26 protein-coding genes, 1 tRNA gene and 1 pseudogene are annotated in these 26,982 nt (G+C 36.8%); 5 read left to right on the top strand and 23 right to left on the bottom strand.

What is annotated here, in order from left to right; all coding sequences use genetic code 11:
* Positions 1–25: 25 nt before the first annotated feature.
* From GCWU000282_RS12205 to GCWU000282_RS16055, 12 genes are all read right to left on the bottom strand, one after another.
* Positions 26–1,786, bottom strand: a complete 1,761-nt coding sequence (locus GCWU000282_RS12205) for an ABC transporter ATP-binding protein (protein WP_023355449.1) — start codon at positions 1,784–1,786, stop codon at positions 26–28.
* Positions 1,779–3,566: an ABC transporter ATP-binding protein gene (locus tag GCWU000282_RS12200; RefSeq protein ID WP_023355448.1), complete on the bottom strand. Its 1,788-nt coding sequence runs from the start codon at positions 3,564–3,566 to the stop codon at positions 1,779–1,781. Before GCWU000282_RS12200 ends, GCWU000282_RS12205 begins: the two co-directional genes overlap by 8 nt.
* Positions 3,526–4,956 (bottom strand): ABC transporter ATP-binding protein, encoded by a 1,431-nt coding sequence (locus GCWU000282_RS12195; RefSeq protein WP_023355447.1) that lies wholly within the window; start codon positions 4,954–4,956, stop codon positions 3,526–3,528. The genes GCWU000282_RS12200 and GCWU000282_RS12195 overlap by 41 nt, the downstream gene beginning before the upstream one ends.
* A 1-nt stretch (position 4,957) precedes the next feature.
* The gene (locus GCWU000282_RS12190) at positions 4,958–5,629 is read right to left on the bottom strand and encodes an energy-coupling factor transporter transmembrane component T (protein ID WP_023355446.1); all 672 of its coding nucleotides are present in this window, start codon (positions 5,627–5,629) and stop codon (positions 4,958–4,960) included.
* Positions 5,630–6,226 carry an MptD family putative ECF transporter S component gene (locus tag GCWU000282_RS12185; protein WP_035040717.1) on the bottom strand — a complete coding sequence of 199 codons (597 nt, stop codon included), beginning with the start codon at positions 6,224–6,226 and terminating at the stop codon, positions 5,630–5,632.
* Between the two features lie 94 nt (positions 6,227–6,320).
* Entirely contained in the window at positions 6,321–7,304 is a 984-nt protein-coding gene (locus GCWU000282_RS12180; protein WP_051384188.1) for a helix-turn-helix domain-containing protein, read from the bottom strand.
* Between the two features lie 425 nt (positions 7,305–7,729).
* Positions 7,730–9,322 (bottom strand): M28 family peptidase, encoded by a 1,593-nt coding sequence (locus GCWU000282_RS16060; protein ID WP_023355442.1) that lies wholly within the window; start codon positions 9,320–9,322, stop codon positions 7,730–7,732.
* A 322-nt stretch (positions 9,323–9,644) separates the two neighbouring features.
* Entirely contained in the window at positions 9,645–10,670 is a 1,026-nt protein-coding gene (locus tag GCWU000282_RS12170; protein ID WP_023355441.1) for a PDDEXK nuclease domain-containing protein, read from the bottom strand.
* A 351-nt stretch (positions 10,671–11,021) separates the two neighbouring features.
* A complete protein-coding gene (locus GCWU000282_RS12165) occupies positions 11,022–11,477 on the bottom strand; it encodes an ATP-binding protein (protein WP_023355440.1) in 456 nt (151 codons plus the stop codon).
* A gap of 978 nt (positions 11,478–12,455) precedes the next feature.
* A complete protein-coding gene (locus tag GCWU000282_RS17670) occupies positions 12,456–12,686 on the bottom strand; it encodes a winged helix-turn-helix transcriptional regulator (protein ID WP_023355437.1) in 231 nt (76 codons plus the stop codon).
* 431 nt (positions 12,687–13,117) lie between these two features.
* Positions 13,118–13,429, bottom strand: coding sequence for a hypothetical protein (locus GCWU000282_RS12155; protein ID WP_023355436.1), 312 nt, complete (start codon positions 13,427–13,429; stop codon positions 13,118–13,120).
* Complete coding sequence (locus GCWU000282_RS16055; protein WP_023355435.1) at positions 13,426–13,830, bottom strand: MerR family transcriptional regulator; 405 nt, start codon at positions 13,828–13,830, stop codon at positions 13,426–13,428. Before GCWU000282_RS16055 ends, GCWU000282_RS12155 begins: the two co-directional genes overlap by 4 nt.
* A gap of 593 nt (positions 13,831–14,423) precedes the next feature.
* On the opposite strand from GCWU000282_RS16055, the gene GCWU000282_RS12140 reads away from it, so the two are divergent.
* From GCWU000282_RS12140 to GCWU000282_RS12130, 3 genes are read left to right on the top strand one after another with little or no spacing between them, the layout of a single operon-like run.
* Positions 14,424–14,978: a hypothetical protein gene (locus tag GCWU000282_RS12140; protein WP_156913151.1), complete on the top strand. Its 555-nt coding sequence runs from the start codon at positions 14,424–14,426 to the stop codon at positions 14,976–14,978.
* Entirely contained in the window at positions 14,975–15,484 is a 510-nt protein-coding gene (locus GCWU000282_RS16050) for a nucleotidyl transferase AbiEii/AbiGii toxin family protein (protein ID WP_023355432.1), read from the top strand. The genes GCWU000282_RS12140 and GCWU000282_RS16050 overlap by 4 nt, the downstream gene beginning before the upstream one ends.
* Complete coding sequence (locus tag GCWU000282_RS12130) at positions 15,435–15,704, top strand: hypothetical protein (RefSeq protein WP_156913150.1); 270 nt, start codon at positions 15,435–15,437, stop codon at positions 15,702–15,704. The genes GCWU000282_RS16050 and GCWU000282_RS12130 overlap by 50 nt, the downstream gene beginning before the upstream one ends.
* Positions 15,705–15,951: 247 nt before the next feature.
* Here the strand turns inward: GCWU000282_RS12130 and GCWU000282_RS12125 are convergent, their stop codons facing one another.
* From GCWU000282_RS12125 to GCWU000282_RS16840, 6 genes are all read right to left on the bottom strand, one after another.
* Entirely contained in the window at positions 15,952–16,983 is a 1,032-nt protein-coding gene (locus tag GCWU000282_RS12125; protein WP_023355430.1) for a DUF4179 domain-containing protein, read from the bottom strand.
* Positions 16,976–17,545, bottom strand: coding sequence for an RNA polymerase sigma factor (locus GCWU000282_RS12120; RefSeq protein ID WP_023355429.1), 570 nt, complete (start codon positions 17,543–17,545; stop codon positions 16,976–16,978). Before GCWU000282_RS12120 ends, GCWU000282_RS12125 begins: the two co-directional genes overlap by 8 nt.
* Before the next feature lie 263 nt (positions 17,546–17,808).
* A complete protein-coding gene (locus GCWU000282_RS12115) occupies positions 17,809–18,315 on the bottom strand; it encodes a DUF2004 domain-containing protein (RefSeq protein ID WP_023355428.1) in 507 nt (168 codons plus the stop codon).
* Positions 18,312–18,545 carry a hypothetical protein gene (locus tag GCWU000282_RS12110; protein WP_156913149.1) on the bottom strand — a complete coding sequence of 78 codons (234 nt, stop codon included), beginning with the start codon at positions 18,543–18,545 and terminating at the stop codon, positions 18,312–18,314. The genes GCWU000282_RS12115 and GCWU000282_RS12110 overlap by 4 nt, the downstream gene beginning before the upstream one ends.
* A 423-nt stretch (positions 18,546–18,968) precedes the next feature.
* Positions 18,969–20,381, bottom strand: coding sequence for an ATP-binding protein (locus GCWU000282_RS12105; protein WP_035040703.1), 1,413 nt, complete (start codon positions 20,379–20,381; stop codon positions 18,969–18,971).
* A gap of 79 nt (positions 20,382–20,460) precedes the next feature.
* Positions 20,461–20,625 carry a hypothetical protein gene (locus tag GCWU000282_RS16840; protein ID WP_023355424.1) on the bottom strand — a complete coding sequence of 55 codons (165 nt, stop codon included), beginning with the start codon at positions 20,623–20,625 and terminating at the stop codon, positions 20,461–20,463.
* A gap of 282 nt (positions 20,626–20,907) precedes the next feature.
* Here GCWU000282_RS16840 and GCWU000282_RS12100 point away from each other — a divergent pair, with 282 nt between their 5' ends.
* Together GCWU000282_RS12100 and GCWU000282_RS12095 are read left to right on the top strand one after the other, a co-directional pair.
* Positions 20,908–21,348 carry a S24 family peptidase gene (locus tag GCWU000282_RS12100; protein ID WP_023355423.1) on the top strand — a complete coding sequence of 147 codons (441 nt, stop codon included), beginning with the start codon at positions 20,908–20,910 and terminating at the stop codon, positions 21,346–21,348.
* A 24-nt stretch (positions 21,349–21,372) separates the two neighbouring features.
* Positions 21,373–21,594, top strand: a complete 222-nt coding sequence (locus GCWU000282_RS12095; protein ID WP_023355422.1) for a helix-turn-helix transcriptional regulator — start codon at positions 21,373–21,375, stop codon at positions 21,592–21,594.
* Positions 21,595–21,622: 28 nt separating this feature from the next.
* Here GCWU000282_RS12095 and GCWU000282_RS12090 read toward each other — a convergent pair whose 3' ends face one another.
* The 5 genes and pseudogenes from GCWU000282_RS12090 to GCWU000282_RS12070 form a co-directional block, all read right to left on the bottom strand.
* Entirely contained in the window at positions 21,623–23,191 is a 1,569-nt protein-coding gene (locus GCWU000282_RS12090) for an ATP-binding cassette domain-containing protein (protein ID WP_023355421.1), read from the bottom strand.
* A gap of 127 nt (positions 23,192–23,318) precedes the next feature.
* Positions 23,319–23,624, bottom strand: coding sequence for a hypothetical protein (locus GCWU000282_RS12085; RefSeq protein WP_023355420.1), 306 nt, complete (start codon positions 23,622–23,624; stop codon positions 23,319–23,321).
* A gap of 201 nt (positions 23,625–23,825) precedes the next feature.
* Positions 23,826–25,652 (bottom strand): helix-turn-helix transcriptional regulator, encoded by a 1,827-nt coding sequence (locus GCWU000282_RS12080; protein WP_023355418.1) that lies wholly within the window; start codon positions 25,650–25,652, stop codon positions 23,826–23,828.
* Positions 25,653–25,768: 116 nt separating this feature from the next.
* Positions 25,769–26,475, bottom strand: a pseudogene (locus GCWU000282_RS12075) (DNA-binding protein).
* A 126-nt stretch (positions 26,476–26,601) separates the two neighbouring features.
* A tRNA-Arg gene (locus tag GCWU000282_RS12070) sits at positions 26,602–26,673 on the bottom strand.
* Positions 26,674–26,982 lie beyond the last annotated feature (309 nt).

The following is a 26,982-nucleotide window of genomic DNA, read 5'->3' as shown; positions in this document are numbered from 1 at the left end:
AGAATTTCATGACTAAACCTCTCTTTCAGACAATCGACCATCCCTCAGCCTGCTTGCGAAGTTTGATAAAACGCTGATAAAGCCCCTCCTGCCCGGCCAATTGCCTGTGCGTGCCTTTCTGAACAATGTGCCCATCGTTAATTACAAGGATCTGATCAGCGTTCTCAATCGTTGCCAGCCGATGGGCAATCACAATCACTGTCTTCCCAACCGTCAGTTCTGTCAATGCCTCCTGTATCAGATGCTCATTTTCAGGATCAAGGCTCGCAGTAGCCTCGTCAAGTATAACAACAGGGGCATTCTTCAAAATGGCTCGGGCGATGGAAATGCGCTGGTTTTCTCCGCCGGAAAGTGTGGAGCCTCCCTCCTCTATTACGGTATCATACCCCTCCGGAAGAGCCATAATAAAGTCGTGGCAGCGTGCCTGCTTTGCAGCACGGATCATCTCTTCCTCGGATGCCTGCTCTGTCCCAAAGCAGATATTTGTCCTGACAGTGTCGTGAAACAGGTAAACGTTCTGGAACACCATGGAGATATTAGACAACAGGCTGTCACAGGTAAATTCCTTTAGATTATGTCCACCGAGAGTAATCCTTCCTCCGTTCACATCGTAGAAGCGCGCCAAAAGCCTGCAAAGCGTTGTCTTTCCGCTCCCGGACGGTCCGACAATTGCCGTTGTCGTTCCTTCTTCGGCTTTAAAACTTACATCTTTAATCACATTCCTTTTTTCATTCCCCTTGTCATAAGAAAATCTCACCTGTTCAAAATGAATGTCATATCTCGAAAGTGAAATGACCTTCCCATCCTCATCAATATAGTTGTCGGGAGACAGAGCTTCTATCTGATCCATGGCATTATTGATAAGGGAAAGGATATGCGCACTGTCTGCAATCGGCTCAAGCGAATTAAATACTGTCAGGGAAAGCAGGGAGAATGCCAAAACCATAGGCAGGGAAAGATTACCGGAGAGCCCGGCTGTCATAACGGAAATAATCATAACAATACCGGCTGCCTTTAGTGCAAGCAGATGTAAGCAGTTAAATGGAATAAAGCCCCATTCGATTTTCAGGGCAATCTTTCTTGCTTCTATACAGGCCTTTCGAAATGCGGAAAAAGACGCTCCCTCCATACCGAACGATTTCACCATGGGCAACCCTCTGGTATATTCGACTGCCGCTCTTGTCAGTTTTTCATTCACTCCGGTCTGGACAAGTGTATTTCTTTTGCTGTACCTTGAAATAAGAGATAAGCAGAGAAATGACAGTAGGACACCCGCCAAGCAAATCAATGCGCCAAAGGGGTGTATGACAAAAAGCAGGATAAAAATACAAAAAAAGCTCAAATATCCTCCGACAAAGCTATCTATCATCCGCATTCCCATATTTTCCAGAGTATAAAGTCCTGTGGTAATGGAATTGAGTACAGTGCCTGTGTCTTTCTCCTGAAAATACCCCAGAGAAACCCTCTTCAACGCTGTCCCTATTGCCAAGCGATCTCTTGCAACCAGCTCATAGCTTATGGTTTCCTGAAACCTTGCTTTCATATAGTCGAGCAGAAACCGCAGCAGAATTGTAGCAAAAATCACACCCAGACTCTGTAGCCAAAGTCCGGACGGTACACTGAAATCTCCGGCTCGCCACTGCACAACATTTCCAATAATATAACCGGTATATATGGCAGGAGCGGCGGCAGATAAGCCGGAAAGGAATGAGAAGAAGAAGCTTATATAGAGCCGTTTCCTGAAATCCCCACACCAGCGGATGATTCGTCTTATCGTTCTAAACATTGGCTTTGCCCTCCTTTCCTTGCAGTGTCCAACCCTTTGCTCCAATGTGCGCACTCCACATTTTCTCATAGAGTGGCGAACCTTTCAAAAGTTCCTCATGGGTACCTATGGCTTCTACCATGCCACCATTTAAAACAACAATCTTATCTGCGTCTTTCACCGTGGACAGCCGGTGCGCAATGACAAGAAGGGTCTTTCCTTTTGTGAGCTCCGAAATTGACTGTTGAATTAAGTGCTCATTTTCCGGATCGGTAAAAGCGGTGGCTTCATCCAAAATAACAATCGGTGCGTTTTTCAGCATAATACGTGCAATGGCTATGCGCTGCTTTTCTCCGCCTGAAAGTTTTTTTCCTGCTTCACCTGCAGATGTATCATATCCGTTCGGCAGCTTTGAAATAAACTCATCACAGCAGGCTTTCTTTGCCGCAGCTATCACCTCTTCATCCGTTGCTAAAGGGTTGCCAATGCGGATGTTCTCTTTAAGTGAAGTCTGAAACAGAAAATTATCCTGCGTAACAAAACTCACCAGCTCTGATAGTTGTGCGATAGGAATGTTTCGTATGTCTACTCCCCCTATTTCGATGCTTCCGTCACAAACATCCCAAAACCTCGCAATCAGTCTTGCCAAGGTGGATTTCCCCCCTCCGCTTGGACCGACCAGAGCGGTATAGCTCCCCTCAGAAAGTGTGAGATTAATTCCGTGTAGGATTTCTCCGCTCTTTGCTGAGTAGGAAAAGCGGACATTTTTCAGGTGTACATCCCCGCCCTCCAGTGTCGCTTCAGATTTCGGTTCGGACAATCTTGTCATGTTAAGGAAAGCTTCCATCTGATCTACAGTATATTTCATCTGCCGTATACTATTGGCGAAAATTTCCAATTTTGCAAAACTTACGACCATAGACAGGGCTAACATAACAGCAAGTGTCATCTCAGATACTGAAAGGCTGCCACGGGAAACCAGATAGAGGCTGATAGGAACAACACCGAAAAGTGTAGCTGGCATGAAGACAAACGCGAGCTTCATTGTCACCCAGGTGTTCCTCATCCAATCGATTACAAATCCTTTGTATTCAAGGACAGTGTCGGCATATTTTTTATAACTGCTGCCGGCCTTCCCAAAAGCCCTGATTACCTCGATTCCCTCAATGTATTCGACAATCACACTGTTCAAACGCTCATTGGATTCCATATACTTTTTCATGCTCTTTCCACTGATTGCAAAGGTAATCAGCATAAACACAAAGCCAATGGGAAGAGATAGCAGGGAACCAAATGCCACCCTGAAATCAATGAAGAACAACGCAATCAGACTAACTGCCGGAAGTACAAGATGTCCGCTGCCCTCCGGGATCATGTGAGCTAAAGGCGGCTCAATCTCCTCTATTCTGTCTACAATCACATTTTTAATCTCCCCTATTGAATGCGCCTGCACCTCTCCAATAGGAGCTTTCAAAAAAGCCTCTGCTATTTTAAGCCGCAAACCCTCCAAAACATAGTACGCAACATAGTGTGAAAGGCCTGTTGAAAAGCCAAAACAAACTACTTTGACCGTATAGGCGAGAGCGCCGATTGCTCCCCAAAAGATAATGACTGAGTTTTCAAGCGACCCTGCAATGTAGGCATAAACCATCCGGTAAACACAGTAAAAAGGAATTAGTCCGCTCACAATGCTGACAATCGATAGGATAACTGAAAGCCACATCCTGTGCTCCCTTCCATCTGCATAAGACAGCAGTGTCCTAAACCAGTTTTTTCTCTTTTTCTTCCATTTCTTCTTCACTCTGCATCCCCCCTTTCACAGCACCTTGCCCACCTAATTGAATCACACTGTGACAGACCAGGTTCAGGAATTCATAATCATGTGTAATTACCAGAACTATATATCCCTCGTGGGACAGCTTCTGAATGATCTCACCTGTCTGCATCATGTGCGTATAGTCTAACCCACTTGTCGGCTCATCGAATATCACTACCTTTTTTCCCGACAGCACTGTCTGGCATACTGCCAGCCGTTGACGTTGACCTCCTGACAGGACAGCAGGATGCACCTCCTTATAGGGAAGCAGATCAGATCCTTGTAGAAGTTTATCGATCTTTTCTTTCGACGCGTCCGGTGCCGCCAGCTCACATTCGTCTACAACACTATCTGTAAATAACTGATGGTTTACATCCTGCATGACCATGGCGCAGAGCCTCTGTCTTTGCCTCCTTGTCAACTTTTTCCCCTGATAGCTGACTGTGCCTGATTGCTCCTTTAACAACCCGCAGATTATCTTGCACAGTGTTGTTTTTCCTGCTCCATTCCTTCCCACAATTCCAATCACATCTCCTGCAGAAGCCCCGAAGCTGATTTCCTGTTTCGTGTAACGGCTGATAATCCTTTCGATACAAAGTTCCCCTTTGACGGCTGTGCATTCAGGGATTGTGATTCGTGTTTCTTTTAAGGTGCGAAGTCCCATCGAAATCCGCTCTCTTTCGGATAGTGCAAGAAACTGCGCCGCAGTAAATTCCTGCATAATCCGTCCGTCTTTTAGATATACGACTCTGTCCATGGCAGACCTAAGATAATTCAGCCGATGCTCCGCAATAATCACGGTTTTCCCCTGCGCCTTAATATAGTGAAGCAGTTCCTTCAATCGCTCAACAGATGCGTTGTCCAGATTGGAGGACGGTTCGTCGAGTACATAAATTTCCGGCTCTGCAGCATATGCCGAAGCAAGTGCGATAATCTGCTTTTCTCCACCTGAGAGTTTGAAAATATTACGCCCAAGCAGATTTTCAATTCCTAATTCATTCGCTGTTGTCACAATCCTCTGCCGAATCTTTTCCGGCGGAACACCGCGGTTTTCCAGTCCGAATGCAATTTCAGCAGAGGAATCCGTATAAAAAAATTGCGATTTAGGGTTTTGGAATACACTTCCTATTTTTTCCGCCAGCTTATACATCTCAGTTTCCGCCACTAAAACTCCCTGAACAAATACACCTCCGCCAAGCAGCCCATTGGAATAGAAATGAGGAATCAATCCATTAATAAGTTTCGTTAAGGTCGTCTTGCCACTGCCACTTTCTCCTGCAAGGAGGATACATTCACCCTTGTGTATTTTCAAGTTTATTCCTATCAAAATCGCATATTCGGCCACTCTATAATTCACATCAATAAGCTCAATCATTTTATCCTTTCACAAATATCAAGATAAGAACCACTCCTACGACAACAAACAACATACAGAAAATATCTGTCAAGCTGAAACCGATTTCTACCGCACAGGTCTTTTTTTTCGGACTGTCAATCCCCCTAACTGATGCCGCCGCAGAGAGTTCTTCTGCGGTTTTTGTTGCAGAAAGCATGATTGGTACCAGATAACACTCTATTTTTCTTCCTACCGGAATCCGCTGAAGCTTCATTGCATCCTTAATGTGACGAACCTCTTCTGAAATAGCCGGAAAGTAACGAACCGTGACAGCCATGGCAGTAATAAGATTTTTAGGGAGATGCATTTTTCGCAAGGCGGCAACAAACTCATGGACGCTGCACTTCTTAACTAACAATGCCCCTGTCAGAAGACAGGGCAGCATCCGTCTTGTCATATTCACAAATACTGAAAACAGGGCAGTAAAAGCTATAGGCAATGCAGGAAGCACAAAGGTCTGCAGACAATATAACAGCACCAGAAATCCTGCTCCACCTACCGCAATTTTAGAGCAGCCATACATAATGAGAACTACGATAATTACCCCCGTCAAAGCATTTCCCTGCCTGCCGATTCTTTCTAAGAACATCCCTATGTTGGCAAGCAGGAGAATGAAAAGGCCGGCGCGAGGGTCAGGCTTCCTATAGCTCATTTAGACGATACCGGCTTTCTTAAAATGTTTTTTGAATATCCCTCCTGCAATCAGCGCACCAAAGAACCCGCCGGCAATCGGGGAAACCAACAAAAGGATCAACATAGGTGTGGTGATATAGGAAGAAATTGCTACAACGTATTCTTGACTCATAGTCTCACTAATCTGCGCCAGAAAGCTCTCACGATACACAAATAAAGCAAGCGGTGACCCTGCCATACCGTAGCCAAACAAGATGAAAGCGACCGCAAGATTACTGAATTTAAGATTATATTTCGTTATGTACCTGTAGGCTTCTGAAACAACACAGGCGATTAACATCGTAATCAGGATGAGGACGGTAAACTGCCCTGTAACAAAATACAAAAAAGCAGTGATGAGACCCATGATTAGGACAGCTCCTGGCTTAGGAACTTTTACCACCATCAGCAAAAATGGAATGCCTGTGAGTATTGCCACAGTTCCGGGAAGTAAAATCCAGAGTATGGGAATTAATCCCGTCATCATTGCCGCAAAATTCATCACAAAGTAGATTGCGGAATAGATACCGATTGTGATTACATCTTTTCCTGTCAGTTTTCGATTTTGGTTCATCATTTCTTTAGCCTCCTATATATTGATGTGGGCGTCAAAAGTATTTGACACCCATTGATACAGGATTGCTACAGCTGCGCTTTTCACAATCCTTGTATCATATATTGATCAAATTGTCTGCTGGCTTTGTACGGTACTTACGGTAGTTTAAAGGCGTGGTACCGATGATTTGCCGAAATGCTGCAGCAAATTTCCCTGTTGTCTCATATCCGACAAGATGTGCAATCTCAGATACGCTCAAGTTCGGATTTTTTATCAGCAGAGAAGCCGCAGTATTCATACGACACCTTTTTAAGTAAGAATAGATGGAATCCCCATACATCTCCTTAAAGCTGATTTTGAGTTCTGTCTGCGGGATGTCATATTCTTCAGATAATTCCCTGATTGTAAAATGTACTGATAGATTTTCTGTAATCTGTGTGTGAATCTCCCGAAGCTTGTCGGCATGGCTGCGGAAAAAGCAGATTTCTTTTTGGTTTCCTTCCTGTATCTCCACCGCATCAAGATATAGAATCAGTTCAAGTATTTTAAGTCTATAGTAATCAGAACCAATATTGGTGGGAGGGTTATATAAGCACGCCATAATGCTTTCCACCACCACATCGTCTTTTAGAATACTTGGAACACCTTCTTTGCAGAACTTACTTTTAAGCTGGTGAATATTGGCAGAGAATTGCGGCATAAACGCAGTAATTCCCTGTGGCGCAAGATCAACATTCAAATAAATACTGATACCATGGAAATGGTTGAGCGGCATAAATACTTGCCCGCTATGATACCTGCGGTCATCAATCCTAAGCTGTTTTTCCTGAAGTACACTGTAACTGCCCTCCGAAGTCTCCAATTCAATCCGCCCCTCCTTGCAGTAATCAAAACAGATGACATTTGCATTTTCCTCCAAAAGAAAGCCCGATTTGCAACGTTGCATATGCATATCACAAATATTTATATATACTCCCGCAAAGGGTGTATATATCGTCATGACACCCTCCCCGGTATCATCTTTAACTTCAAGAATGGCATGGCTCTTGTCCCGTGCCAGAACCTTTACGTTATCGCCCAAAGTCCTGATTGAATTCATTCCGGTACCTCCGGTCATAAATTGATAGTTAGTATTAGCTAACTTATATTTATATTACTTCCTTTAGAACAAAAAATCAAAGTCCATTTAGACATTTTCATTCCATTTAGTTGTTATTAACCACCCTTTAATTTTGTACATTTTTTATATCGTTCCCTAAACTTTGAAAATGCAAAGTTCTCTGCCTTATACGTTGAAATCTGTGAGTCATAGGATGTATTCTTGCCACTTATCATTTCTATATACATCCTCATAAGATATTGTTTTCGTACAGTCGTGCTTCTCTGCCCGATAATAAATTTTTTTGATTTTTGCAAAAGAAAACAGTAAACCAATTTGATTTACTGTTTTACAAAGTTTTTCTATATATTCTTCTACTAAAAATGAGTGGGAATAATCTATAATAATATCTTTTGATTTATTTCTTAGCGCTCTGTAGTACCTATTTTAAATTTTATTATTTCACCAAATTTCTCATCAAGCACATATACATATGAATTTTTGATATTCTCGCCAAATTTCAAAACCACAAAATTATTCTTATACTTTATTGGAATATCACAGTTTCCTATAGCAGTACATATCTTTTCATATTCTCCCTGATCAAGTTCTTTATATAAAACCGCTTTCATATTAACCTTTGTAATATCGTCAATCTTAGAAAGAGCATTCTCTTTAAATGAATATACATATCCATTCCTTGCACCGGCTTTATAAAGTATCAGATAATTATTATCAGTCTTTTCAAGTATCGCCTCATCTCCCTGAGTTCGACTAAAGCCCAATCCGGCAGTATTCAGCACTGTATGCAGTTTCCCATTGTTTCTGTCAAAAATGAGAATTCCTTTCAAGCAAAGAACTCCTATGTATTTATCATTCACAAATAATATTGTCGGAGTATTCGCTCCCGGCTCAGACTCCAGAACTTTGTCCTGTAATTTATTATCAATATATACATTCAACGAAGAATCGCTCACAAATTGATAGGCATCATTTAATTTTCCTGCTTTAGCATTACCAATCTTAAGCATATACGCATAGGTTGTTATAAATGCCGTATCATAAACAAGAGTATCCATATCTACCAAGGAAGTATCCTTTTCCTTTACATAGTTCTCAGCCTTTATATCTTTTGAAGAGGAGAAGATATCATAGGTAAAATAGCATAGTGTCGGAATTTTTTCAGCCATAAATGTAGAGGCATCTGTTTCAGTACTTTTATAATTTATTATTCCCGGAAAATACTTTTTGCACTGCTTTTTAAGCTCACTCTTATCTTCTTTAGATGCAAAGAACATCTGCTTTCTCTGCTTTTTATTTCCTATGGAATTGATATTAACTACTCCGTAAAGATTTTCTTTTTCCTCTTTTGACAGGCTTGCAATATAGTGTCTGGAGCCTCGTCTAAGGTGTTCTGAGTCAAAGAATACAAATTCAGGATTGTATGGGAGCTCTGTATCTGCAAGAACCCTTGCCATTTCCATTAACGCTGCCACTCCTCCGGCATTGTCAAGTGCACCTACACTGTCTTTATATGAATCATACCTTGCAGAAAATACAACTGTCTTAAGCTGCGGATTTACTTCTTTTCTTTTTACAATTATATTCCTTCCCTTAAAAAGTACCTTTTCCTTTTTTTGATTCTTATTTGTATTACCATGAATATCTGTTAATTTCTCATCATAGCCTATAAAATTTTGAAATTTTACATCATAGCCGTAACCCTTAACAGTATCAAAAATATACTTGCCTGCTGCCTTATTTGCTTTGGTTCCCCTTACTCTTGTGGTCTTGGTAAGTCTTTCAAAGTTATCCTTTATATCACTGCTACTAATCAGACTCTCTACCTTCTTATAAGCTTTGCCGGCTTCTTTGGAGAATTTAACCTCTGACTTTTTCACCGCAGCCTCTGTAGTATAACGATGAAACTGTCCCACATTACCGGAAAATAATGCAAGAGAGGTTGCAAAAATAACCCCCAAACCAACTAATCTTTGAAATGCTTTCCTGTGTTTCATAAAATTTACCTCCAATTCAGCCTAATTTAATGATTACAAATTCCCTGCTACTTCAAATTATAATATTTTTTATTCTAAAAACAATACCCATTGCAGAAATCGCCCTTATTTTGCATAAAATGGCAAAAATACCCCATTGCAAACTACTAACTTACACATTGAAAAAGCATATTCATTTTATCTTTTTTTTGTAATTTTATATATTTTTTGGTAAAAAGGTCTTCCAAGCAATAAAAAAGTACATAATTGTATAATTAAGCATAATAAAAAATTCACTATTGTCACCTTTACTTTTCTAAAAATATTTTGGTAACTTTAACTTTTATTTTTTCTTGTATTTCTTTACTACTCTTTCAACCTGTTCCTCTAATTGTTCTCTATCAGGAATATATAGCGTGTACTTAGAAGCAAATATTTGGTTAGATAAGCTACCAAGTGCATATTCTGCCTGTATACTATCCTTGTTCGCACAGAGGATAATCCCGATAGGTTCATTATCAATTTCGTCATTAACTTCAGTTTTATAGTAGTTAAGATACATATTAAGCTGTCCTACTGCTTCCGGCATTAGCTTTCCTGTTTTTAATTCAATCAAAACATAGCTTCTGAGTATCTTGTTGTAAAATACCATATCAACATAATAATGGGTATTTCCAAGTGTTACCCTTTGCTGTGAACCTACATACATAAAGCCTTTGCCAAGTTCAAGTAAGAATTTTTCTATATGAGTTACAAGTGCTTTTTCTAAATCACTTTCCATAATTGGTTTTTCTTCAGGTAATCCTAAAAATTCAAATACATAAGGATCTTTTATTATATCATTTGGAGTAGCTATTTCATTTCCCTTTAGAGCTAAATCTAATACTTTTTCTTTATTTTCATCCCCACTTGATAGCAATAATCTCTCAAATAACGATGTATTTATTTGTCTTTTTAATTCCCTTACAGACCAATTTGCATTGACAGTTTCTTTTTCATAAAAGCTACACTTATTCTTATCATCAATAGATAGAAGTTCTAAATAATGCGACCAACTCAATTTTCCAGACAGTGTTTGGAAAATTGGATATGTCAAATAAAAGCTTCTCATATAGAACAAGTTTGACTTTGAAAATCCCTTACCATATTCTTTTGTAAGTTTCTTAGATAAATCTGCTATTAAGCTCTTGCCATACTCAGCTCTATCTGAATGACCTTGCTCATCTTCTACAATAATTCTCCCTATTTCCCAATAGGTTTTTACTAATATATTATTAACTTGCTTCGCTACATCAGTTCGTGCGTTCTCCATTAGCCTTTTAATATTTGCATAAACATCGGTATGAAGATTATCAACTAAATTATTCATAGGCTTACTCCTCAATTCATCATACTGTATTGTTAATTAAATATTGACTATATTCAATTTATGTTTGAATTTCTATCTTGTTTTAGAGATTTGGTTATTTCATTCCGTCCCAACGATTTTTTCATATCCATGGCTACCATTCGCTTTTTAACGCAGTAATGATAACACTATTTTCTTATTAGATTAAATACATTATAGCGTGTACCAGGTCAGATGTCTATGTGGTTTTGACTGCTATTTTTATTATATAATTTCACCACTCCCCAACTTTTGGTTTAACCTTCTCGTTTAAATTTCTTTATTTTTTACATACTGGTCTTTCTATCAAATAGTTGCCGATTTATCCTCAATTTAATCTATAATCTCCCAATGACCACTATATCCACTTCCAATATAATGAACATTATCCATTTCTTTTATGCGCCGTTTTATAGTTTTAGAGCTCACGCCAAGTAACATAGCCATGCTATCTGTACTTATTTTGTTATTTTCGCGCATTAGTTTCAAAATCTGTACATCCAAATTGTCTTGAGGGACACCTTGATGGACATCTTGAGGGACATCCTGAGTGCCATAATTCAGATTAGGCATTATCACAGTGAATTGGTACCTGTCTGAACGAAATGTCGGCTTCTTACTCTCAGTATAATTTTTCTGAAACTCATATCCGCTTATTATTTTACCAAATCCACTTCCCTTACGCTCCATATAACCAAGCCTGTTAAGTACATCAGCAAGCACGGGATTTCTTCTGGTTGATGGCACTGTAAGCGGATCTCTGTCCTGAATTATGGAGCCATCAGGCATTTCTTCTCTTGAATTTGCAGTTTTTCTCTACATCATCTTAGCATTACGCTGCTTTTCGTTGGCAAACCTGTCACTGAAAATGCTGTTTTTGCATGAAAAAACGGCAATGATTTTATCTTCATTACCGCTTAAAATGCATGTTCCCTGCGGGAATCGAACCCCGGGCTACAGCTTAGGAGCTAAGGTTTGTACTGTAATTTACTAATATTATCTGTCAACATAAGTCAATGAAAGTAGCTTGTTTTCTAACTTTCCTGTAAATCTGTGTCAAAATAAGACAACCTGTTTTATTCCTTGTAAAAGTACCTAATGGTGCTTGTTCGGTGCCCAAAGCACCGAAAGGATATAACCATTCAGTTCCATGGAGTTCATACCTATGGCTACCATTGTCAAAAAGCTTGCAACAATGATTGCTCTGTTTTCTTATTAGATTAAATATATTATAGCGTTAATTAGGTCGGATGTCGATAGTGATTTGACCATTATTTTTATTATATAATTTCACCACTCCTCAACTTTTGGTTTAACTTTCTCGTTTAAATTCTCGTTTAAATTTCTTTGTTTTGCTGTAGTTAAACAAGAAAAAATTCCCATTCTTTCGGGCTTTATATGATTTTTAGTTTTCTTTTCTCGTTTAAACCTTGTTTAATTTTATCTGTCAAAATCCAAGAAGATTTTTGTTGATTACCAGAATCAGCCCTACAACTATAATGATAAAACCCTCAACTTTTTACTGTTGAGAGCTCTTGGTATGCTTAAATATAAATCTATTTCATAATCTGCCAGTGACCATAGCGCTTGCCACCTATTTCTGATATTTCTTTCTGAGAAATTGCAGGGTTGGATTTCAGTTCTTCAATTATTCTTTGCACCAAAGCGTCAGATATATGGCGCTTTGGTGCTTTGGAACTTTCTATTAGTGCACTCTTTAGTGCCTTGAAATGCACACTGATTCCATTAAATTTTCTTCTGTCTGTCCTACCTTATTACATCCCAAGTTGAATTTCGTTTTGCTCCAATTCGCTTTATATAGCCTTTTTCTGTCAGCGATACTAAAGCCCGTTGTACAGTTCTTATTGTTTTAGATATCTTACTAGCTATTTCATCTCTTGAAATCTCAGAGTTTTCTTTTAAAATTGCAAGTACGTACCTTTCGGTCGAATTTAACTCATTTCCATAAGTGACATCATAAGTGACATTTTTTGTCACTTATAAAATGTACTATTTAAAGCATTATTTAAATCCCAATCCAAATAAGATTTTTGAACACTTATTTTCATCATTTCTCCCCCCTATCAATTGTCAAATTGTTTATGGCAAGTCAAACTCTTCTCTAGCCATTATAAATTATTCATTTTAACCATTTTACCAAGTCACTTTCTAACATACTATATACTACTCACATAAAAGCGCCATACCCACCACCATTTAGTGATAGGCTGACGCCTGATTCTTTGCCTTTATTCTTTTGCAAAAGAGGACTGCTTGAGATTTGTTATTTCATTTATCTATCATAATAATATCACACCTTGAAATGGAAAAAAGAGATGCACGGTTAGTCTTTGATTAGCCTGCGGTTAGTTCTTGGTTATCATTTTGTATTTTATGAGGCAATTTTGTGATAAGCCGGGGCTGCAACTTTAAGATTTTATTCGAAGGAACATCAATACCAACGTCAGGGAAACAGCTGCTCTTACTATATGATGAGATAAGTGGAAACCATTTATCTGACCGGCAATAATAGCTGCAATATGCATACAAGCCAATCCCGCTATTAAAAGCACAAGTAAATGAGAAGTTTTTAAGAATGCTACGACAACAAGCATTGCGCATCCTATAAAAAAGAATAAATGAGCAAGATTGAATGGATTAACACTCAAATCTGATATTACCACTAACAGGGTTAGAATTGCATATATACTCAATAACGCTTTAAAAAGTATTTTCTTCATTTGTTATATCCCTCCATTTTCCCACTTTGAAGTGCATCCACTAACTTGGAGTGCATTTTCTCCAGAGTTTTAACGCTTTCCTGCATTCGGCCTATTTTTTCACGAGTCATGTTAAACTTAGTAAAGATAAGATCTTTTACACCCGTTAAAACCTGTTTATCCTTTGAGCTCAAGCACAAGGGACTTTCGATGACATCATCAAACGTAAACAAAAAAACAATTTCTTTGAGCAGAAAACCCGCCTCTTTCAGTCGTGAAATCAAGTGAATTTGCTCTAAATTTTTCTCCGAAAAGGAACGTACACCATTTTTTCTTTCAATTTGCAATATACCTATTTTTTCATAGTAACGTAATGTATCAGCTGTGGTTCCGGTTAATTCAACGACGTCTTTGATTTTCAAATAAAGTACCTCCCTTCAAAAATAATGAATAAATACCTGAAGTATTTAACCGTAGTATATACCTTGGAGCTAACTCCAAGTCAAGGAGAATTTTAAATCATTTTTATAATGTTCCGAAAGTCTAAAGTGATATCTATGAATGTTTATAATAAATCTTTTCCAGGTACTCTCTTGTAGCTGAAACTCCCACGGTCTTTTTAAAGTTATCGGGATTTTGACCATTATTTTTATTATATAATTTCACCACTCCTCAACTTTTGGCTTAACCTTCTCGTTTAAATTTCACTTACCTTGTTTAATTTTATATGTCAAAATAAAAGATGATTTTTGTTGATTACCAGAATCAGTCCTAAAACCATAATGATAAAAGCCCTCAACTTTTCTTCAATTATCCTTTGTACCAAAGCGTCATCCAAAGCGCCAGATATATGGTGCTTTGGTTCTTTGAAATCTTTTATTAGCACACTCTTTAGCGCCTTGAAATGCACATTAATTTCATAAAATTTTCTTCTACCTGTGCTATCTTATTATTTTCCAATGAAATGCCAATATATACAAAGATAATTGCTGCTTCATTAGCAGAAAAATTTAATTTGAAAGATAAAGATGCTGTAGCAGCTGCTGCTGTGGCAATGAAACGCATCATGGATTCTAAAACAATTCCTGAACTCAGATTTTACCAGAAAGGGATTTATTTCAGAACAGTTACCACTCCGTTTGGAGAAAGAGGAATCAACAAAGAGAACCTGATAGCTGATAAGTATTTGCTACCAGACAAAGGATATGAGACCGGCTTTGCCCTTCTTCATGATATAGGGCTTGCAACACAAATGCCAAAAGAGCGTGTTATTGCCACTAATATGGCAAAAGATTGTACTCGCATGGATAAGAAATTGGGCGTAACAATCCGTCCTCCAAAAGCAGAGATTACTGCTGAGAATAAATCATATTTGCAGATGCTTGACGTACTTGAACTTTTGGATAAAGCTCCCATTGATGCAGAGCATCCGTATTCTGTTATTGCTAACCACATACACAAACTTAAACTGCAATATGAAAAGCTTCTGTTCTTAGCAGACCGTTACTACAATAAAAACACAGTAATTCAGCTTGCACATACAGCAGGAGAAGGAGGTTATGCACTATGAAACTCCATCTTGATAAAGAAGCCTTTCGTGTGCTTATTGACACTATTCATACACAAACCGGATATCGAAGTGATGTCCTTGAAAAAGATTATTATGTGTCATTAATACTCAAAGAACTTGCAGAAAAGCAAAGTAATGGACTTCCTGCATATTTCAAAGGAGGAACAGCTCTATATAAAGCATTAAAGACTACAAACCGTTTTTCTGAAGATATAGACCTGTCAGTTGATACAAGGAACTGCAGCCGTACACAAAATGACAGGAGATTAGAATATGATGTGGGACCATTTTCCATTATGACAATTTCCATGGAAAGGGTATTTATAGATAAACTTTTTGCTGCAGAAGCTTATGTTCGTAAGGCTTCTGAACCACACAGGGCATTTGAGGCGGCAAAACATATTTATGACCTTGTCGTTATTTATAAACACAAAACTGCTTTCAGATACCGGACTGATGAAAAAATTGCTGGACATTCGTATTGCCGAGGAACGCAATCGTCTTGACGGCATTCCTGATGTATTGCCTTCAGATTTTGTTTTCTTTACAAATTCAATGAATAACAAGGATGTCCGCAAGGCATATGAAATTATGCAGAACCAATATGTTCTTCGTGACTGTGACAGAATTGATTATGATAAAGCAATGGAAGCCCTTACAGATATTTACAAAAATCTTCTAAAGAATACTTCATGGGTAAAATATCAATTTTATAAAACCTGGTAATTTTACGTCTTGAAATATTCATATAATAAATATATACCCGGTATAATAGCTTATTAAAGCCTACTATACCGGGTATATTACTTTATCTACCATAAGTTTATTATATTTTATTGAATATGATTAATATGGCCTGTTCCTGCTATTGTTGTATTACTATCCATCCTCTTTTTCAGATTTACAGAATTGAAATAGTCGGATGAATTATCAGTATTAGCAGGTAATTCGTATTACATTCATTTACAATCCTCTATTTATCTATAGTAATATCAGCTGAAACTATGGCATGTTCTTTTGATACCTTTTGTGTCCCGCAGGATAAACCGTCCTCACCTAAAGTAGGGCTGTTTACCACATATATATGCAGGTCATTATTCACGCGGATTCTTGGAATCTGGGTGATACCGGAAGTACGACCATATTCTCCCTGACTTGATATATCTTCATCAGCATATCCATCTGTATAAGCCCGGACTTCATAACTTGTTGTGTCACCATAAATATCAGGATAAGAAGTGTATATTGTTACATAGATTGGAGTTACAACAACCTTATCAATAGTATGACCTTTTGCCTCTTTATTAATTTCATAAGTTACAACATCACCCGAATTTACATTTATTGACGGAGCAAAATGCCAATCCCCTTTTACATACTCTGTGTCGGCCTTTCCGGTAATTAAGCTTACAGAGTTTATTTTCATATCAAGCATAAACTTATCCGGAAAAACAGCCCCACTTAACGAAAAAGATTTTACACCCACAAAAGTAAAAGCATCTGTAAACTTGCCTTCCAAACCGGTTAAACCGGAATCATTCAGTGGCTTTCGTCCCTCACTGCTTTCAATATACATTGTTCCATCATAGTTTAACTGGCTTTTTATATATTCATCTGTTATCCATGTATCAAAAGCAGTTCCACTTTCTATAACAAAGCTTACATATAAATTAACACCATCGCAGTATGCTTCCGACATTGTAATAGTTAGACCATTATCGGTAACTTTGTCTCCTATCTTAAAGGCATAGTTCGAGTATGCACCACCTGTATGAAGCCTGTCTTGGATAAAAGCAAACGCATTTCCGACAAAAGGAAGATTTCTTGCATATATCGGCATAAACACATTAAGTGATAGTCCTGTAATAATTATTGCTAACAAAATAGCTGCAGCTGCTTTGCTAAAATTTTTAACCATCTTTTTTCTTTCACAATAAGACAATGCCTCCAATAAATATTCATCACTGATATTTCCCACAGCATTGAGAAATTTATGTTCATTCATGATAAAACTTCCTTTCTATCAACCAGTTCCTTAATTGCTTTCTGATTCTGCAAAGTATAGTTTCTACCTGACTTTTTGACATTCCGCACTCTTCTGTAATTTCTTTTACACTCATCAACTGCCAGTACCTTAAAACAAAGATTATCTTCTTTTTCTTATCAAGCCTGTGAAGAAACTCATCTATACATTGTGACAAATCAGATTCTTTGTCATCACTTAGATGAAGTTCTAAATCAGAAACTTCATTTAATACATCCTCATAATATATTGTTTTAGCAAAGTCCCGCTTCTCTGCCCGATAATAATCAAGTTTTTTTATGGCAAGGTTTCTTGTTATCTTAAGACAAAATGCTTTAAAGTTTTTAGGTTCTGCAGGCGGTATTGACTTCCATAATCCTAAGTAGGTGTCATTCTCACATTCTTCTGCATCAGAATTATTCTTAAGAAGGTCATGTGCAACAGAATAAATAAGCCTTCCATACATACTTTTTGTTTCAGAAATTGCAATTTCAGATCTGGATTGATATAGTGCAATCAACTTGCTATCTGACTTCTTTTCCATACACTAATCACTCCTTCATATACTAAGTACGATTTTAACACTTAAAGCTTGCAGGTCAAAATTTTTTTGCCTTTCGTAATTCAATATGATACAATTTTACCCAGTGCAAGCCGGTAATTCAGCAATTATGGGTATGGGTATTAAGTTATGCTATTGTTCATGTACTTTCTTTTCTGTTTTTTTGCAACAAAAAACAGTAAACCAATTTGATTTACTGTTTTTTGAAATATTATATGATGACTGTTATCTATTTTTTATTTAGATCAGCTTTCATGTGTTACATAAAATACCTGTTTTTCTAAATTAAAATAAATAACCATCAGTTCATCTGTTAATTCCGGATTAAAGCTTAAATCCATAATAAAAGCTTGCTGGTTTGTTTTATTATCAATTAAGCTACCAAAACGTATCATTTTTAAAAAATCTACCATTTCTATAAATGTTATTGTATCAACATTACTTGAAGGAAACAGCTCCAATACCGTATCAGCATCCATTTCATCTCTATGAAATTCCATAAAATATGCAACAGTGCCATAGTATTCATTTTCCTCATTCGATAATGTATTTTTCAAAAAATCTTTAGCTGCTTCTACTAATGTATCCACTTCATCTATCATAGAGGCTACAATCGCCATAGCTTCATCATTTGAGGTTAATTCCTCTTCAACATCAAAGTAAAAAGAACTATTAATTTCCTCTGGTGACAAAAAAATTTCTTCTCCTTTTTCATATTCAATGGTTGGATAATTATTACTTTTTAAATTCATCTCAATCTCCTTGTTTTTATAAGTATATTTTTGATTTTATAATTTTCATTGCTTATCATAAGGATTTTTACGATTTTGTCTTTATAGGTTAAAATAATATCATCACCATAAAGCTTATCATTGTTTTCCATTTTAATAGCAATTCTTTTACCACTAACTTTACAACAACCTGTTGCAAAGTTTAAACTATTCATCATAACTGTATCAAAATACCTTCTCTTGGTGGACACCTTGAGGGACATCCGGCTGTCATTCCAGGTGCCAGCCGAAGTGCTAAATCATAAATATAAGTTTTTGCATGAAAAAACGGTAATAACCTTATCGTCATTACCGCTTAAAATGTATGTTCCCTGCGGGAATCGAACCCCGGGCTAAGCTTAGGAGCTAAAGTTGGTACTGTAATTTGCTAAAATTATCTGTCAACATAAGTGGGTGAAAGTAGCTTGTTTTCTAACTTTCCTGTCATTCTCTGTCAAAATAAAAAAACCTGTTTTATTCCTTGTAAAAGTGCCTGACGGTGCTTGTCCGGTGCCCGAAGCACCCGGAGGATATAACTATTCAGTAACATAGAGTTCATACCTATGGCTACCATTGTCAAAAAGCTTGCAACAATGATTGCTCTGTTTTCTTATTAGATTAAATACATTATAGCGTTAATCAGGTCGGATGTCGATAGGGGTTTGACCATTATTTTTTTCTATAATCTCCCAATGACCATTAGAGCCTCGGCCAATAAACTTAACATTGTTCAATTCTTTTATGCGGCGTTTAACAGTTCTTATACTGATTCCCAATTGTTCAGCAATCTTTTCTGTACTAATTTTACTATCATTTCGTATTAGCTCTATTATCCGTGTCCCTTCATTTTTCTGAGTGCCATCCTGAGTGCCATCCTGAGTGCCATCCTGAGTGTCATAATTCAAATTAGGCATTATCACAGTGAATTGGTATCTGTCTGAACGAAATGTCGGCTTCTTGTTCTCTGTATAATTTTTCTGAAACTCATATCCGCTTATTATTTTACCAAATCCACTTCCCTTACGCTCCATATAACCAAGCCTGTTAAGTACATCAGCAAGTACAGGATTTCTTCGGGTTGATGGCACCGTAAGTGGATCTCTTTCTTGAATTATGGAGCCATCTGGCATTCCTCCCGGCGAATAAATCTCCATCCGGTCATCATAAATATCAATATGTACTTCACTTCCGTTTATTAAGTAATCTCTGTGTCCAAGCCCATTGATCAATGCCTCGTGATAACTTCGTTCTACATATTCAGGCATTTCTTCTCTAGAATTTGCAGTTTTTCTCCACATCATCTTAGAATTACGCTTTATGAAATTCTCGCCATTTTCAATAAGAGATATAATGCTCCCTTCGTACTCTGCATCATCCAGAGCATCAATTGTGCCACCGCTTTTATTTAGTCCGTTCCATCTTGTGCAAAATAGCCTGGAACAGCGGATAGGACATTCATCAGCAATCAAAGCGCCGGTATTAGTAAGGTATCCGCGCTCATCAGCCAACCCAAATGAAACAAGTTCTTTATCATCAAAGCTGTTGCCTGTCCATTTTTTATATCTTTCTCTAAGCTTTGAAAATGCAAAGTCATCAACTCTATATGCTGAAATTTGTGAATCATAAGACGTATTCTTTCCACGCATAACTAGGCGTTTTAACTCCGTAGATGTTGCTTTAACACTTTCATTTCCCATGCGTACATATGCTTCAAGCACACCATCACCTGAATAATAATATGGAGTATCTTCTCCTTTGAAAATATCCAAGACTATGAGCGTTTTACCCTTTTCATTATGAAACTGCAGTTTAAATTCCGGAATAGGATCTAACCTGCTTTTTATAGTTTCACTAATCCTTTCGGCATCTCCCTCGGCATCATCTAAGCCTAAAACTTCTCCACTGTCAGAAATGCCAAAAATCAATGAACCGCCAAGAGTATTTGCAAATGCACTTACACTTTTACACCAGCTTTTAGGCTTCTTTACTTCAAGCTGTTGTTTCTTGTCATATTCTGTTGCTTCTCCTATTAAGTCTTTTATTTCCATAATAACCATCTTTCTGTTATATTATAATTATCTTCTAATCAGATTATCAATTTCTAAATTCATTGCATTATTTAGCATTTTACCATAAAACCCTTAAATATAACAGATGCATCACCTGCATAGTCTTAGCAAGGCTTGTAATCAGGGCTGCCATTTCCGGGTTGCCAAGTACCTTCATCAGAAGTTTCGCATCCACTCCTTCAGGAATTGTTACCTTATTTTCATTCTCTTTGATTTCTCCCATCTATTCCTTCATATCCGGATTGATGTTTTTCTTATTATAAAAGGCATCCTCTATCAGCTGTGTACATTTAGGGATTATAAACCATCCCACTGACTTTTTATATTCAATTTCCTTTTTTCTTGCTTCTGCCTCTTTTAAGGTATTAAAACCTTCTGATTTCTGTCACTTAGTTCCATTATCACACTTTACTCTATATATAACACTGAATTTCTTGTCACACTTACTTATAAATGCCATCCCGCACCAGCTTTTCCACAGCCTGAATAAAGAAGTAAAGAAGGCGTGGATAAGGTACTTGAATATACCCGCCTACTTGAAAAGAGCAGTGATTACAGGATGGGAGAGGTTATTCCGATTAATGTCATAAGGGAGAGAAAGGTATATTATGAAGCCGTATCCGCAGGTAACGGTTCTTTTTTAGACAGTGAAGACTATGAAATGTACTCATCTGCCGATATTCCTGAAAAGGCTGACTTTGGGGTATATATAAGCGGAGACAGTATGGAACCCCTTTACCATAACAGGGAGCTTATATGGATTGAGCAGACTGAATGGCTTGAAAATGGCGAGATAGGCATCTTTTATTTTGATGGAAATGCTTATGTGAAAAAATTTCAGAATAACAGGAGAGGAGCCTACCTTGTTTCGCTTAATAAGGATTATCCTCCTATACCCATTACGGAAAGCTGCTCTTTTAAGATTTTTGGAAGGGTTTTATCATAATAAGGGCAGGAGAGCAGTGTATGAATGGAGAATATGGTTATTAATACAGAAACAGTTGTATGCAGACTAAAAGAAGTACGGATAGGTCTCGGTTTGACTCAGCGGCAGGTCGCTGAAGGAGCCGATATAAATGTCCGTACTCTGATAAATATTGAAAAAGGCAGGGCTATTCCCAATCTGCTGTATGCTATGAAGATTGCTAAGTTTCTTGGGATGAGAGTGGAGGAGGTGTTTGAATACAGATGAATCTTCATATAGAAAATTCTATACAATATTATCCTAATTCAAGTATAGTATCAAATCTTGCCCTTACTTCATCTGGGATGTGATGTGCTACTTCTACAACTGTCTTATTAAGACTCATAATGGTTTCATGTATTTTATCAGCTGTATTCTTATCAAGGGCTGAAGTTCCCTCATCTACAAGAAGCACCGAGCAGTTATAGAGCAGGGCTCTTGCTATTTCTATTCTCTGTTTCTGACCTCCTGAAATATTGCCGCCCTCATCTTCAATTGCATAGTCAAGACCATTTTCACGAGTAAATTCTGCAAGCCCTGCCTGTTCTATAGCTTTATTTATTTCTGCCTCAGTAAAGTCTTTTCCAAGAGTAATATTATATCTTAGAGTTTCATTAAATACCGCAGGATTTTGTGATATAAAGCCAAGTCTTCTGTACTTTAACTCTTTGTCATTTAACAGCACCTTTCCTGAGTCAGGTTTAAGTTCTCCGCTTATAAGCTTAAGTATGGTACTCTTGCCGCTTCCACTCTCACCCTGTATAAGAATTTTACTGCCGTTTTCCGCCTTAAAAGAAAATTTCTTAAGTATCTCTTTGTCCTCATTATAAGCGAAATCCACCTCTTTAAATTCAATTTTCTTTACATCCTCAGCTTCATTTTCATTTACTACATCAACATCACTAAACTTCATTATATTTTCTCTGATTGGCTCAGTTGATTTAAGCACAGCCATAAGACCTGCTATCTGTCCCAAAGAGCCCACTATCCAGCCGCTTGAATACTGAACCGCAATAAAGGCTGGTATAGTAATATAGCCTTTAATTCCCATATATATACCTATTGCAATAGGAATAATATTCACCACAATATACACAATGTTCATATAAAGGCCGGTAAATTCCATCTCATTGTTTCTATCTGCAAAGTCCTTCTCACTCTTTGATATTGAGGCAAAAAGTTTTTTAACAGTGTCTGCAATTCTGTTATAATTAATTATAGTTCCACTGTTTTTGATCACATCTTTTATAAGCACCGTAGTTTTGCTTATACTCTCAGTATACTGGTTTGTCATCTCCGCAGTCTTTCTTCCCAATATGCTGCCAAGCCCCATTGGAAGCAGGCCTATTACAAGGTAAATAAGTGCAAATATCCAGTTGCTGCTAAAGGTAAGTATGATGGTAAATACTACCACGGCAGAACTTTTTGTTATTTTTATTATATTGTCAAAATAGTTTGCCATAACAAGCTTTAAGTCATTGTCTATAAATGAAATAGCCGTACCGGAGTCAACTCCTTCTGCAATTGCGTTTTTAACACAGGCCATTTTAATATCAGTTATTACCTGTGCCTTATAATTATTTGCAGCCTTAATCGCCTGCTTGCCTATCCATAAAAGAATTGCATATGATGCCACATAGATACCGACAAACGGAAGCAGCCACTCTAACCTCTGTTCCTGTATCAGCCAGAAGAACAGAGCGTAGGTTCCTGTGTTAAATGGGGTTTCAAGCCCTGAAAGAATTGTCAGAATGATAGCTTTCCACCATTTTGAGCCTTTCTTGTACATTTTTAAGCTTAAATTATTATTTGCTTCATTTTTCATTGGCTATATCCTCACTTATTTTATAATATATTCGGTATATAGTATTGGATAAACAGCTTATATACTAAATTGATATAAGTATTCTATCAGATAGTTACATTAAACGACATACCAAAAACTGATTTTGCTAAATTGTTTTTCTCTGTATTGAAGCTGATTCCGATTCTTTACCGGTAAGAATTCCATAAAATGGTATATACTCTTCATAAATATCATTTTGTTTCATTATTGGCAACCAAAAATTAAAATTCATTTGTTTTACTGGTCTGTTATAAACATTTACAGCAGAATTATTTATACACACTTCTTGAGCAAGAAAGCCAATATATTGTATCAGTTCAGCATAGTTAACAAACATTCCTTTTTCCCATTTATAGAGGAATGCTGTTATTTGAGACATAGTTCTCGCATTCAAATAATTGTATTCTTTCATAAATATGATTTCCTCATCAAATTTATGGAGATTTTCATTATGAAAAAAAAATTTTAGAAATGTTGTTTTAACTTTAATGTTGTTCGGATTTTTGTCAAGTACCGTTGGTTTTAATCTAAAAACTAAAATAAATAAATCTTATATGAAAACATATTTCAAGCCATTTTCTATACCTGATGCACTAAAAGATACTAATGTATATTAATTCTTACATATTTCTTCTCCGTACCATTTCATATAAGCCCTCTTAACTGGGGCTTTTTCTTTTTCTCCAGCCTTCATTAGCTCAAATAGCTGATAACTTTGCTTATATTTTTCCTTACTATTTTCATTATTTCCTGTCATTCTATCAGTTGTATAAGTCTTCTCTTCAACCAAAAATCCCAGTTCATCCCCTCTTTGACAGCTAATAAGGTTTTTAATAGTTTTATCAGCTATACTGATTGATTCTTCAAATCTACCAATTTCCTCATAATTCCCACATAAGTTAGTACATAACAATACAAAAGGAATTTCATGCCTTTTTTCATCTATTTTACTTCTCTCATACCCTTTTATCGCATTTTCCAGTAATTCAACACTCTTGTTTATATTACCAATCTGTTTATAACATATAGACATCATATTTACTATCTTAGCCTCTAAATCTGTAGTTACAAATTTCCCCAGATTCTCAAGATGTTTATCCGTTCTTGTTATTAAAAATGCCTTTTCTAAATTAGCTAATACCTCTTCTGTAGGCTTTCTTTTTAATACATTATCAAAAAGTTCCTCCATAAATGCCACATACTGCCTGTTTATCCTACTCTCCATAGAAAGCTGTTTCTTTAAAGACTTAAACAGACTTTCAGCTTCTTCATATCTGTGTTTAGATGATAACCTCGAGATATCTCTTTCCATTTCAAGTAAAGATAAATTATCAACTGTAAGCCTTGTCTGAAAGCTTTCTATCTCAATATCAAAGTGCTCTTTTATGGATGTAAATGTGCCTTTTTTAGGGGTTGACTTACCATTTTCTATCCTAGATATGGTTTTAATATCTATTCCTACGGCTTCTGCAAGTTCTTCTTGGGTATACTCAGCCAAATCTCTTTCATCTTTTAAAAATTCTGATATCAGATATACGCTGTTTTGTCTATAAGTTTCCCAAAGCCTAATATCTTCTGCCTCCCACGGCTCATTATATTCTAAATAAAGTTCCTTTAGGGCATCTCTTTTTTTCTTCCACGACCTGTACATATTCTCATCCCTGTCCTTTGTCAGGAATAAAAGTCTGTCTAAGAATTGTGGCAAATGCAGCAGTAAACCGTTATCTGTCAAAGCATCAATTCCGTTTAGGGTAAATTCCAAAGCATCTTCGTACTTTTTATTTCTTATAGCACTTTCACCCATTATCCATGCCAGTTTGCTGTAAATATTTGTTTTTACTTCTTCATCCTCGAACTGTTTTTCTACATAATCTAATAACTGCCTCGCATAAATGCTTATATTTTTATTCTTAACCTTCATTTCTTCATTAAGTATAAGCATCAGCAATATTATTTCCTCTTCACCCAGCACAAACTCATGCAGCTTATCCATTTCAAATTTACCCAATATGATCTTTTGAGCTTTATTAAACAGCTCCAAAGCTTCATCATGTTTTTCATAGCATTCAAGCTGAATTACTCCCTCTGCCTCAATGACATACTGTAACTGAAGCGGATTGCTTAAATCAGCAATTTCTTTATATTCTGTTAAGATAAATTCTGCTTTAGTATAGGCTCTATCAGCTAATAGTTTGCTTATCATTTCCCTCATAATGAATAATCTGTCATCATTTTCATTATGTAAAAGAGAAACCTTGTTTACGGACACACCCAGCCTCTCCAATATTCTTTCAACCAGAAAAAAGCTTTGTCTGGTATCTCCATTAATAAGACGTTTAAGTGATGTAGTAGAGCATAGACCTTCAACCAGCTTATCAATACTTACACTTTTTTTCTTTGTCTGATACTCTATAAGATCTCCAATTGTGAATTCCTTCATTGAAATCCCCCTATGTTTGAAGTACTTTTCCAAGTAGTTATATTATCCTAAGAATATCATCATCTCATTTTTATTGTCAAGCAATCAATTACTGTATATAAGTTGACTGTGATTAACTAATCAATAAGATATTTATCTTTCATTTCCTTTATTATTTCTTTCCTGGACTGTGGCATTCCATTATCTTTACCCTTATACTTCTTAATAGCATCTTTTACAGACTCTCTCTCTGTTTTTTCCCTTCCCATAATGCCATTATTAAGCTTCTCTTTTTCTGATATAGCAGTTATCTCCTTATTTTGTTCCTTAGCCTTTAAGAGCTTTAATGAAAGTATATTTACATTCCTATGTTCCTTTCCATTACCATCAACAGAAATCCTGACTTGACCGAATAGCTTTACAAAATCTCCCGGCTTAAAGTATTTAGGAATATCTCCCTTTTCTCCATAAGCAGAACAATTGTGATATATTTTATTGCCTAGACTATCATTTGATACAACAGAGAAATTTACAACCTTGAATGTTTCCCCTTTTTTATTTTCTCTTTCAACTACATTAACCTTGCCTGCAATATTGCCTACTATATTTACAGACTCATCGATTTCTTTCCTAGCATAAGGCAAATCGTTTCTCTGTCCCTGTTTTCTTAAGCCATCAATTATTATGTCAAATTCCTCATGTAACAAACTTACAGAATCATTTTTCATATAGGAATCATATAGCTTGTCTAAAGCTTTCTCATCATTAATACCTTTTTCATATTTATTACTGCTTTAACGAAATCCCTGTTGGTGACAGTTTGAAAAATTTGGTCTGATGACAAGTCATTATTTTCGCTGACAAAATCATTCTGGTATTCTGCTTCTCGCTGACAAACCTGTCATCGAAAATGCTGTTTTTGCATGAAAAAAACGGCAATGATTTTATCTTCATTACCGCTTAAAATGGATGTTCCCTGCGGGAATCGAACCCACAACTACAGCTTAGGAGGCTATTGTTATATCCATTTAACTAAGGGAACAAATGCCGTATTTTCAGGCTTTTCAGAGCCTTTTATACGTTTGCCACATCTATGAATCCAATCACTCTCGTGATGAATTTCCGTATCATCTTATTTTGACTTTTCGATTGATTTCCAGTTACAATCGAACTCTGACTTACCACTTTTTAACTTCCTTGGGGTTTAACTATGATTAAACCTTAGGAGTTCAAGTCCTGCCTGAAAATACGGGTTAAGAACTGTAAATATAAGTCAATGAAAGTAGCTTGTTTTCTAACTTTCCTGTCATTCTCTGTCAAAATAAGAAAACTTAAAATCATTAAAGTTAAA

It is taken from the genome of Catonella morbi ATCC 51271, from assembly GCF_000160035.2.
In the GTDB taxonomy this organism is placed as follows: Bacteria; Bacillota; Clostridia; order Lachnospirales; family Lachnospiraceae; genus Catonella; species Catonella morbi.
Note: the sequence above shows the minus strand (reverse complement) of the source record. Positions and strands in the feature narration are given on the sequence as shown.

Coding starts and splice junctions, on each gene's coding strand:
- GCWU000282_RS12115 (WP_023355428.1), bottom strand. CDS start 18,315: ATGAATTTAAAAAGTAATAATTATCCAACCATTGAATATGAAAAAGGA.
- GCWU000282_RS12165 (WP_023355440.1), bottom strand. CDS start 11,477: ATGCCTGATGGCTCCATAATTCAGGACAGAGATCCGCTTACAGTGCCA.
- GCWU000282_RS16050 (WP_023355432.1), top strand. CDS start 14,975: ATGAAACTCCATCTTGATAAAGAAGCCTTTCGTGTGCTTATTGACACT.
- GCWU000282_RS12120 (WP_023355429.1), bottom strand. CDS start 17,545: ATGGAAAAGAAGTCAGATAGCAAGTTGATTGCACTATATCAATCCAGA.
- GCWU000282_RS12125 (WP_023355430.1), bottom strand. CDS start 16,983: ATGAATGAACATAAATTTCTCAATGCTGTGGGAAATATCAGTGATGAA.
- GCWU000282_RS12195 (WP_023355447.1), bottom strand. CDS start 4,956: ATGATTGAGCTTATTGATGTGAATTATAGAGTGGCCGAATATGCGATT.
- GCWU000282_RS12085 (WP_023355420.1), bottom strand. CDS start 23,624: ATGAAAGAATACAATTATTTGAATGCGAGAACTATGTCTCAAATAACA.
- GCWU000282_RS12185 (WP_035040717.1), bottom strand. CDS start 6,226: ATGATGAACCAAAATCGAAAACTGACAGGAAAAGATGTAATCACAATC.
- GCWU000282_RS16840 (WP_023355424.1), bottom strand. CDS start 20,625: ATGGGAGAAATCAAAGAGAATGAAAATAAGGTAACAATTCCTGAAGGA.
- GCWU000282_RS12190 (WP_023355446.1), bottom strand. CDS start 5,629: ATGAGCTATAGGAAGCCTGACCCTCGCGCCGGCCTTTTCATTCTCCTG.
- GCWU000282_RS12205 (WP_023355449.1), bottom strand. CDS start 1,786: ATGTTTAGAACGATAAGACGAATCATCCGCTGGTGTGGGGATTTCAGG.
- GCWU000282_RS12180 (WP_051384188.1), bottom strand. CDS start 7,304: ATGAATTCAATCAGGACTTTGGGCGATAACGTAAAGGTTCTGGCACGG.
- GCWU000282_RS12170 (WP_023355441.1), bottom strand. CDS start 10,670: ATGAATAATTTAGTTGATAATCTTCATACCGATGTTTATGCAAATATT.
- GCWU000282_RS12155 (WP_023355436.1), bottom strand. CDS start 13,429: ATGAAGAAAATACTTTTTAAAGCGTTATTGAGTATATATGCAATTCTA.
- GCWU000282_RS12095 (WP_023355422.1), top strand. CDS start 21,373: ATGGAGAATATGGTTATTAATACAGAAACAGTTGTATGCAGACTAAAA.
- GCWU000282_RS12105 (WP_035040703.1), bottom strand. CDS start 20,381: ATGGAAATAAAAGACTTAATAGGAGAAGCAACAGAATATGACAAGAAA.
- GCWU000282_RS12080 (WP_023355418.1), bottom strand. CDS start 25,652: ATGAAGGAATTCACAATTGGAGATCTTATAGAGTATCAGACAAAGAAA.
- GCWU000282_RS16060 (WP_023355442.1), bottom strand. CDS start 9,322: ATGAAACACAGGAAAGCATTTCAAAGATTAGTTGGTTTGGGGGTTATT.
- GCWU000282_RS12090 (WP_023355421.1), bottom strand. CDS start 23,191: ATGAAAAATGAAGCAAATAATAATTTAAGCTTAAAAATGTACAAGAAA.
- GCWU000282_RS12130 (WP_156913150.1), top strand. CDS start 15,435: ATGAAAAAATTGCTGGACATTCGTATTGCCGAGGAACGCAATCGTCTT.